Origin of the sequence: Kitasatospora sp. NPDC059088, assembly GCF_042738155.1 — a bacterium.
GTDB lineage: Bacteria > Actinomycetota > Actinomycetes > Streptomycetales > Streptomycetaceae > Kitasatospora.
In genome coordinates, this window is record NZ_JBHYGR010000176.1 from 10,171 (window position 1) to 16,372 (window position 6,202).

Here is a 6,202-nt window from a genome sequence, read left to right on the forward strand (position 1 = left end):
CCGGCCGGGGCCGGGCGGCCGCCCCGGCGCCGCGCCGCCGGGCGGGGGCGCCCCGCCCGGCCCCGGCCCCCCCGCCCCCCCCGGGCGCCCCCCCCCCCCGCCGGTGACTCCCGGCAGGTCCCGGCCCTCAGGCCCCGGCCGCCCCTGCCCCGGCTCCGGCCCCGGCCGCGCCCGCCCCCGTCCCTGCCCCCGCCCGGCGCGCGGCGCGGCGGTCCTCCCGCCGCTGCCTCCCACGGCGCAGCGGCTGGTCGGGCACCCACCCGAAGGTCAGGCAGGCACCCACGATCCCGAGCAGCATGCCGATCACGAAGCCGCCCAGGTTGGAGGTCACCCAACTGCCCAGCGAGGCGAGCGCGGCGAGGATGGAGTAGAACAGCCGCTGGGTCGGGTTGAACAGGATCAGCAGGCCGCACAGCAGCATCACCGACGGCACCAGGTACCCGGCCAGGCCCACCAGTGAGATGTGCAGCAGGACGGGTAGCGGGGCCCACAGGGTGAACAGGATCTCGGCGCCGCCGAGGGTCACCAGCAGCCCGCCCCAGAACGGCCGGTTACCCCGCCAGTCGCGTTTGACCGGGCCCGCGGGGCTCGCGGGCGCAGCGGTCGCGGCGGCTCCGGCGGGAGCGACGGCCCCTGCGGGAGCGGTGGCGGGGCCGGCGACGGGGGCGGCGGTCGCGGGGGCGGTGGCGGCCGTCCCCGCGGCCGCCGCCTCCTCGGTCCGCTCAGCGGCGCCCTCGCCGGTCGCGGCCGGCTCCGGTACGGACTCCGTCATGTTCAGCAGCCCTTGGAGCTGAAGCTCAGCCGGAGGTTGGGCAGCTTGAACCCGACGGCGGTGCTGGCGTAGTTGTGCTGGTTGAGGTGGGTCAGCGTGACGTGGTCGGCCTGCTGGCCGAAGACGCCCGGCTGGCCCTTCCCGACCGGGCCGGCCTTGGTGTAGGTGCTGGCGTCGCCGCCGATCTCGATGTTCTTGAACTCCGCGTCGCCGGACAGCAGATCGGAGTCGGTGGTGAGGTCGGAGGCGGACACCGGGGTGCCCTTGTCGCCCGCGTGGATCACCAGGCTGACGCCGCCGAGGTCGACGGCCTGGCACAGGTTGGTGATCTGGGCGGCCTTGATCGCCGAGACCGCCACCAGGACCTGCCCACCGGTGTTGCCCGCGTTGGGGCTGTCCGGGATCATCGAGTCCAGCGAGCCGAACTGGGCGAAGCCGTCACCGTCGAGCTTGTCGGCGGTGATGGTGAACGGCATGCCGGAGATGGAGAACTGCGCGGCGAGCACGCCCTGCGCGGTGAGGGTCATCAGGATGCCCCCGACCGCGACGACCGGTACGGCCATCAGGGCGGAGCGCTTCATGCGGACCCGTCCTCTTCTGGTCCCGGTCGGCGTCTGCGGGGTTTCCGCCGCGGCGGCGGCTTCCTCGGACATGGCCATGTGTGCTCCCTGTGGATGGATGGGGTGTGCAGGCAGCTGGCACGTTGTCCTGGCGCGGACAGCGTTCCGCGCCCCGACCGGGCCGTGGGGCCCCCGCCCGCCGGGGGGGGGGGGGGGGGGGGGGGGGGGGGGGGGCGGGCGGGGGGCCGGGCCCGGCCGCCCCCCCCGCCCCCCCCCCCCCGACCGGGCCGTCCGCCCCTCGGCAGCGGGGCGGATCCGTTCGGAGCGCGCTGGGTAACTGGGAAGCTACTGCCCGGTATTCGCCGGGTCAATACGGGTGCACGAAGGATCTTCACCAATCCTCCGGGTCGGGCCGTCCAGCCGGTCGGCCGCTTCGCCCGGACCGAGGAAGGGGGCGAGGCAGAACATGCTCAACACCGGGAGCAGATCGGTCAGTTGATCGGTGCGCCCGGAGGAGATCAGCCGGTAGACCGCGCTGTAGACACCGCCCACCACGGCGTCGACCATCTGCCGCACCCCGACCCCGCCCGGGAGTTGCGGCACGTCGGCGAAGAACGCCCGGAATCGGATGAGCAGTTGTTCCCGCTCACGACGGCCGGCCGGGCCGACCGCCTCGATCTCGATCACCGCCATGGTCGCGAAGGACGGTGTGCCCGCGAGGAGTTGGAGCATCGCGTCGAGCGCCTGGCGGATCCCGGAGCACCAGTCGGATTCGGCCGCGAAGGCCGCCGCCATCCGCCGGATCACCACCCCGGTGCCGTACCGGTGCGCGGCCAGGAAGGCGTCCTCCTTGCCGCTGAACAGCTCGTAGAAGACCGGCCTGGTCACGCCCGCCGCGCGGCAGATGTCGCTCACCGTCGCGTGCTGGTAGCCGCGTTCGGCCACCGTCCGGACCAGGCCGTCCAGCAGCCGTTCGCGCTGGGTCGCGGCGACCACTCCGGCGGGCTGCCGGCGCGGCCCCGGCTTGATCGACCTGGCCGGATCCCGGCCGGTCCGGGCACCCGGCAGCAGGATCAGGTCGGCACTCCGGAGGTGTTTGGGATCCATCACCAACTCCTGTGTCCTGTATTGACATTGACGTAACGACGGGTTTACAACACTGCCAGGTTTCCAATCGGTCGGCGCGCAGGCCGCCACCGGTCGGATCCAGGGGCTCCGACGGCCCCGGGCGAACCGCCCGGACCGCCGGACCAGGGCGGGAGCCGGGCCCGCGGCGGTGGCAGCCGCCGACCGCCGCCCCACCACGGAGCCACCGCACCACCGTCGCACCGTCGCACCGCTGCACCCGTACCGCTGCACCGCTGCACGAACACCGTCGTACCCCAGGAGCGGGCCCGTGGCGCCGGGCCCGCCCGCACCCGTGGTCCGACAGAGCTCCCGGTACGCCATGCACCTCCCCCGTCGTGCACACCACCACACCCGCACGCGGGGATTCCCCCACCCGTCCCCGGACGGAGAGAGGCACCCTCATGCGCATCCGTCGCACGCTCGCAGCCGCATCCCTCGCCGCCTTCGCGCTCACCGGCGCCGCCGTCGCACCGGCCCAGGCCGACTCCCCCGCCGTCCTCACCCAGGGCAGCGCCGGCGGCGCGGCCATCGCCGTCGGCGACACCCTGGTCGCCAACCTGGCGCCCGGCACCGCCGCGACCTTCACCAACGGCGCGGGCAGCACCACCGGGGTGAGCTGTGCCAACTCCTCGTTCTCCGCGACCGTGACGTCCAACCCGACCGCGCCCGGCAGCGCGACCGAGCAGCTCAACAGCCAGTCCTTCGGCTCCTGCACCTCCAACGTCTTCGGCGTCCGGAGCGTCAAGAGCGTCACGGCCACCAGCCTGCCGTACACCAACACCGTCACCTCCGGCTCCGGCACCAACGTGTCGCTCAACGGCACCGGCGCCGGCCCGGTGGGCATCACCGTGGTCCTCAACACCCTGCTCGGCACCGTCACCTGCGTCTACCAGAGCCCCAGCGGCATCACCGGCTCCACCTCGAACACCGACAACAGCATCAGCTTCGCCAACCAGCCCGCCAACCTGGTGTCCGGCCCGGGCCTGTGCTTCTCGACCGGCTACTTCAGCGCCACCTACGGCCCGGTCACCGACAGCTCCGTCGCCGGCAGCCCGGTCCTCTGGGTCAACTGACGCCCCTGGCACCCGGATCCGTCCGAGCGGCGTACGGCGGGCAGCCGCCCTCCGTACGCCGCTCCACCGATCCCCGAGAGCGCCCCCGAGAAGGCCCCCGACAACGCCCCGGGACAAGCAAGTGACCGGCCGGTAGGGTGGCGCTGCACGGGCCCCGACGGGACGGGCGCGGCGGACCGGAACGGGGCGGCTCGGATGACCAGCGGCAGCGGCGGCAGCGACGGCAGCACCACCGGCACGGGCTTCTTCGCCTCGGTGGCGGACACCGCCGAGCGACTCGCCGCGACCGGCTACCTCGCCTCCACGGCCGTGGCCACCACCGTCTTCCTGGCCGACCGGCTCGGCAAGCCGCTGCTGGTGGAGGGCCCCGCCGGAGTCGGCAAGACCGAACTCGCCAAGGCCGTCGCCGAACTGGGCGCGGCCCGGCTGGTACGGCTGCAGTGCTACGAGGGCATCGACGAGGCCCGCGCGCTCTACGAGTGGAACCACGCCAAGCAGCTGCTGCGGATCACCGCCGGCCGCGACGAGGGCTGGGAGGAAGCCCGCGGCGACATCTTCGGCGAGGAGTTCCTGCTCACCCGCCCGCTGCTCACCGCGATCCGCGGCGAGGAGCCCACCGTCCTGCTGATCGACGAGATGGACAAGGCCGACGTCGAGGTGGAGGCACTGCTGCTGGAGGTGCTCAGCGACTTCCAGGTGACCGTCCCCGAGCTCGGCACCATCACCGCGACCCGCCGCCCCTTCGTCCTGCTCACCTCCAACGCCACCCGCGAGCTCTCCGAGGCGCTGCGCCGCCGCTGCCTGTTCCTCCACCTCGACTACCCGGACGCCGAGTTGGAGCGCCGGATCGTCCGGCTCAAGGTGCCGGGGCTGGACGCGACGCTGGCCGAGTCGCTGGTCCGGGTGGTCGGCGCGCTGCGCGCGATGGACCTGCGCAAGGCCCCCTCGGTCGCCGAGACCATCGACTGGGCCCGCACCCTGCTGGCCCTCGGCGCGGACACCCTGGACGACGCGGTCGTCCGGGACACCCTCGGGGTGATCCTCAAGCACCAGGACGACGTCCGCAAGGCCGCCCAGAAGCTCACCCTCGCGTGACCACCCCGGGGGCCACCGACACCGCCGCCCGGCTGACCGGACTGGTCCGCGCCCTGCGCGGGCACGGCCTGCGGATCGGCCCGGCCGAGACGGTGGACGCCGCCGCCGTGCTCGACGTGCTCGGCTTCGCCGACCGGGAGCAGATGCGGGCCGGACTGGCCGCCGCCCTGCTGCGCTCGGACGGCCAACGGGCGGTCTTCGACGCCACCTTCGACCTGTTCTTCCCGCTCGGCGTCGGCACCCCCGAGGCCCTGCGCACCCCCGGGGCCCGGCACGGCACCGACCCCTCGGCCGAGCCCGCGCCGCAGACCGCGGAGCCGCCGCGCTTCGGCCGCCCCGACCCGCTCCGCGACCGGCTGCGCGAGCGCCTCGCCGCCGCCCTGGCCGCCGACGACCGGGCCGCCCAGGCCCGGCTGGCCGGCGAGGTGATCGAGGCCTTCGGCCGGTACGGCACCGGCAGCACCCCCGGCTCGGACGGCTGGTCCGCCCACCAGGCGCTCGGCCGGCTGGCCCCCGAGACCCTGCTCGCCCGGATCCTCGCCGGCCTGCGGGACCAGGGCCCGGACGGCCACGCCGACCGTGACCTCGCCGACCGCGTCCTCGCCGACGAGATCCGCCGCCGCATCCGGGACTTCCGCGCCCTGGTCTCCGCCGAGGCCCGCCGCCGGGTCGCCGAACTGCGCGGCGCCGAACGGATCGCGGAGCGGGCCGTCGCCCCCACCGTCGACCGGATCGACTTCCTGGCCGCCGGCCGCGACCAGCTCGCCGAACTGCGCCGCACCGTGCACCCGTTGGCCCGCAAGCTGGCCACCAGGCTGGCCGCCCGGCGCCGCCGCGCCGCCCGCGGGCGGATCGACCTGCGGCGCACCCTGCGCCGCTCCCTCGGCACCGGCGGGGTGCCGCTGCGCCCGGCGTACCGGCTGCGCCGCCCGGCCCGGCCGGAGCTGGTGCTGCTGTGCGACGTCTCCGGCTCGGTGGCCGGCTTCGCCGATTTCACCATGCTGCTGGTGCAGGCGATGGGCGAACAGTTCAGCAAGGTCCGGGTGTTCGCCTTCGTCAACCGCACCGCCGAGGTCACCGACCTGCTGCGGCGGGGCGAGGGCGACCCGGCCCGGCTGGCCGCCCGCATCGTCGCCGAGGCCCGGGTGACGGGCTACCACGGCAACAGCGACTACGGCTCCGCCCTGGGCGAGTTCGCCGACCACCACCTGGCCGCCGTCGGCCCCCGCACCTGCGTGCTCGTCCTCGGCGACGCCCGCAACAACCACCGCGACCCCCACCCGGAGGCGCTGCGCCGGATCGCCTCCCGCGCCCGCCGGGTCATCTGGCTCAACCCCGAACGCCCCGCGCTCTGGACGACCGGCGACTCCGCCGCCCCGACGTACGCGGACGTGGTGGAGATGCACTCCTGCCGCAACGCCCGCCGCCTCGGCGAACTGATCGAGGCCGAGGGGGAGTTGGAGCTGCTGGCCGAGGTACAGACCTCCATCGTCGCCTTCCGCCACCGCACCCCCGGGCGCGACGAGGCCGCCGTCGACGCCCTCAACCGCGAACTCCCCGCCGCCGTCCAGCGG

6 protein-coding genes are annotated in these 6,202 nt (G+C 74.9%); 3 read left to right on the forward strand and 3 right to left on the reverse strand.

The features are described from left to right. Positions 1–127: 127 nt before the first annotated feature. The 3 genes from ACFWXO_RS41230 to ACFWXO_RS41240 form a co-directional block, all read right to left on the reverse strand. Positions 128–772: a DUF6114 domain-containing protein gene (locus tag ACFWXO_RS41230; protein WP_380531345.1), complete on the reverse strand. Its 645-nt coding sequence runs from the start codon at positions 770–772 to the stop codon at positions 128–130. Between the two features lie 2 nt (positions 773–774). Further along, positions 775–1,431 (reverse strand): DUF6230 family protein, encoded by a 657-nt coding sequence (locus tag ACFWXO_RS41235; protein WP_380531347.1) that lies wholly within the window; start codon positions 1,429–1,431, stop codon positions 775–777. Between the two features lie 246 nt (positions 1,432–1,677). Beyond that, a complete protein-coding gene (locus ACFWXO_RS41240) occupies positions 1,678–2,439 on the reverse strand; it encodes a TetR/AcrR family transcriptional regulator (RefSeq protein ID WP_380531350.1) in 762 nt (253 codons plus the stop codon). A 422-nt stretch (positions 2,440–2,861) separates the two neighbouring features. Between ACFWXO_RS41240 and ACFWXO_RS41245 the strand changes: the two genes are divergently transcribed. The 3 genes from ACFWXO_RS41245 to ACFWXO_RS41255 form a co-directional block, all read left to right on the forward strand. After that, a complete protein-coding gene (locus tag ACFWXO_RS41245; RefSeq protein ID WP_375895996.1) occupies positions 2,862–3,533 on the forward strand; it encodes a Tat pathway signal sequence domain protein in 672 nt (223 codons plus the stop codon). Positions 3,534–3,728: 195 nt separating this feature from the next. Next, complete coding sequence (locus ACFWXO_RS41250; RefSeq protein WP_380531354.1) at positions 3,729–4,628, forward strand: AAA family ATPase; 900 nt, start codon at positions 3,729–3,731, stop codon at positions 4,626–4,628. After that, on the forward strand, positions 4,625–6,202 hold a 1,578-nt coding region (locus tag ACFWXO_RS41255; RefSeq protein WP_380531357.1), incomplete at its 3' end, for a VWA domain-containing protein. The genes ACFWXO_RS41250 and ACFWXO_RS41255, both read left to right, overlap by 4 nt.

Bases quoted from the DNA above. Each gene is read 5' to 3' on its own strand.
- ACFWXO_RS41240 (WP_380531350.1), bottom strand. From the start codon at position 2,439: ATGGATCCCAAACACCTCCGGAGTGCCGACCTGATCCTGCTGCCGGGT.
- ACFWXO_RS41245 (WP_375895996.1), top strand. From the start codon at position 2,862: ATGCGCATCCGTCGCACGCTCGCAGCCGCATCCCTCGCCGCCTTCGCG.
- ACFWXO_RS41250 (WP_380531354.1), top strand. From the start codon at position 3,729: ATGACCAGCGGCAGCGGCGGCAGCGACGGCAGCACCACCGGCACGGGC.
- ACFWXO_RS41230 (WP_380531345.1), bottom strand. From the start codon at position 772: ATGACGGAGTCCGTACCGGAGCCGGCCGCGACCGGCGAGGGCGCCGCT.
- ACFWXO_RS41235 (WP_380531347.1), bottom strand. From the start codon at position 1,431: ATGGCCATGTCCGAGGAAGCCGCCGCCGCGGCGGAAACCCCGCAGACG.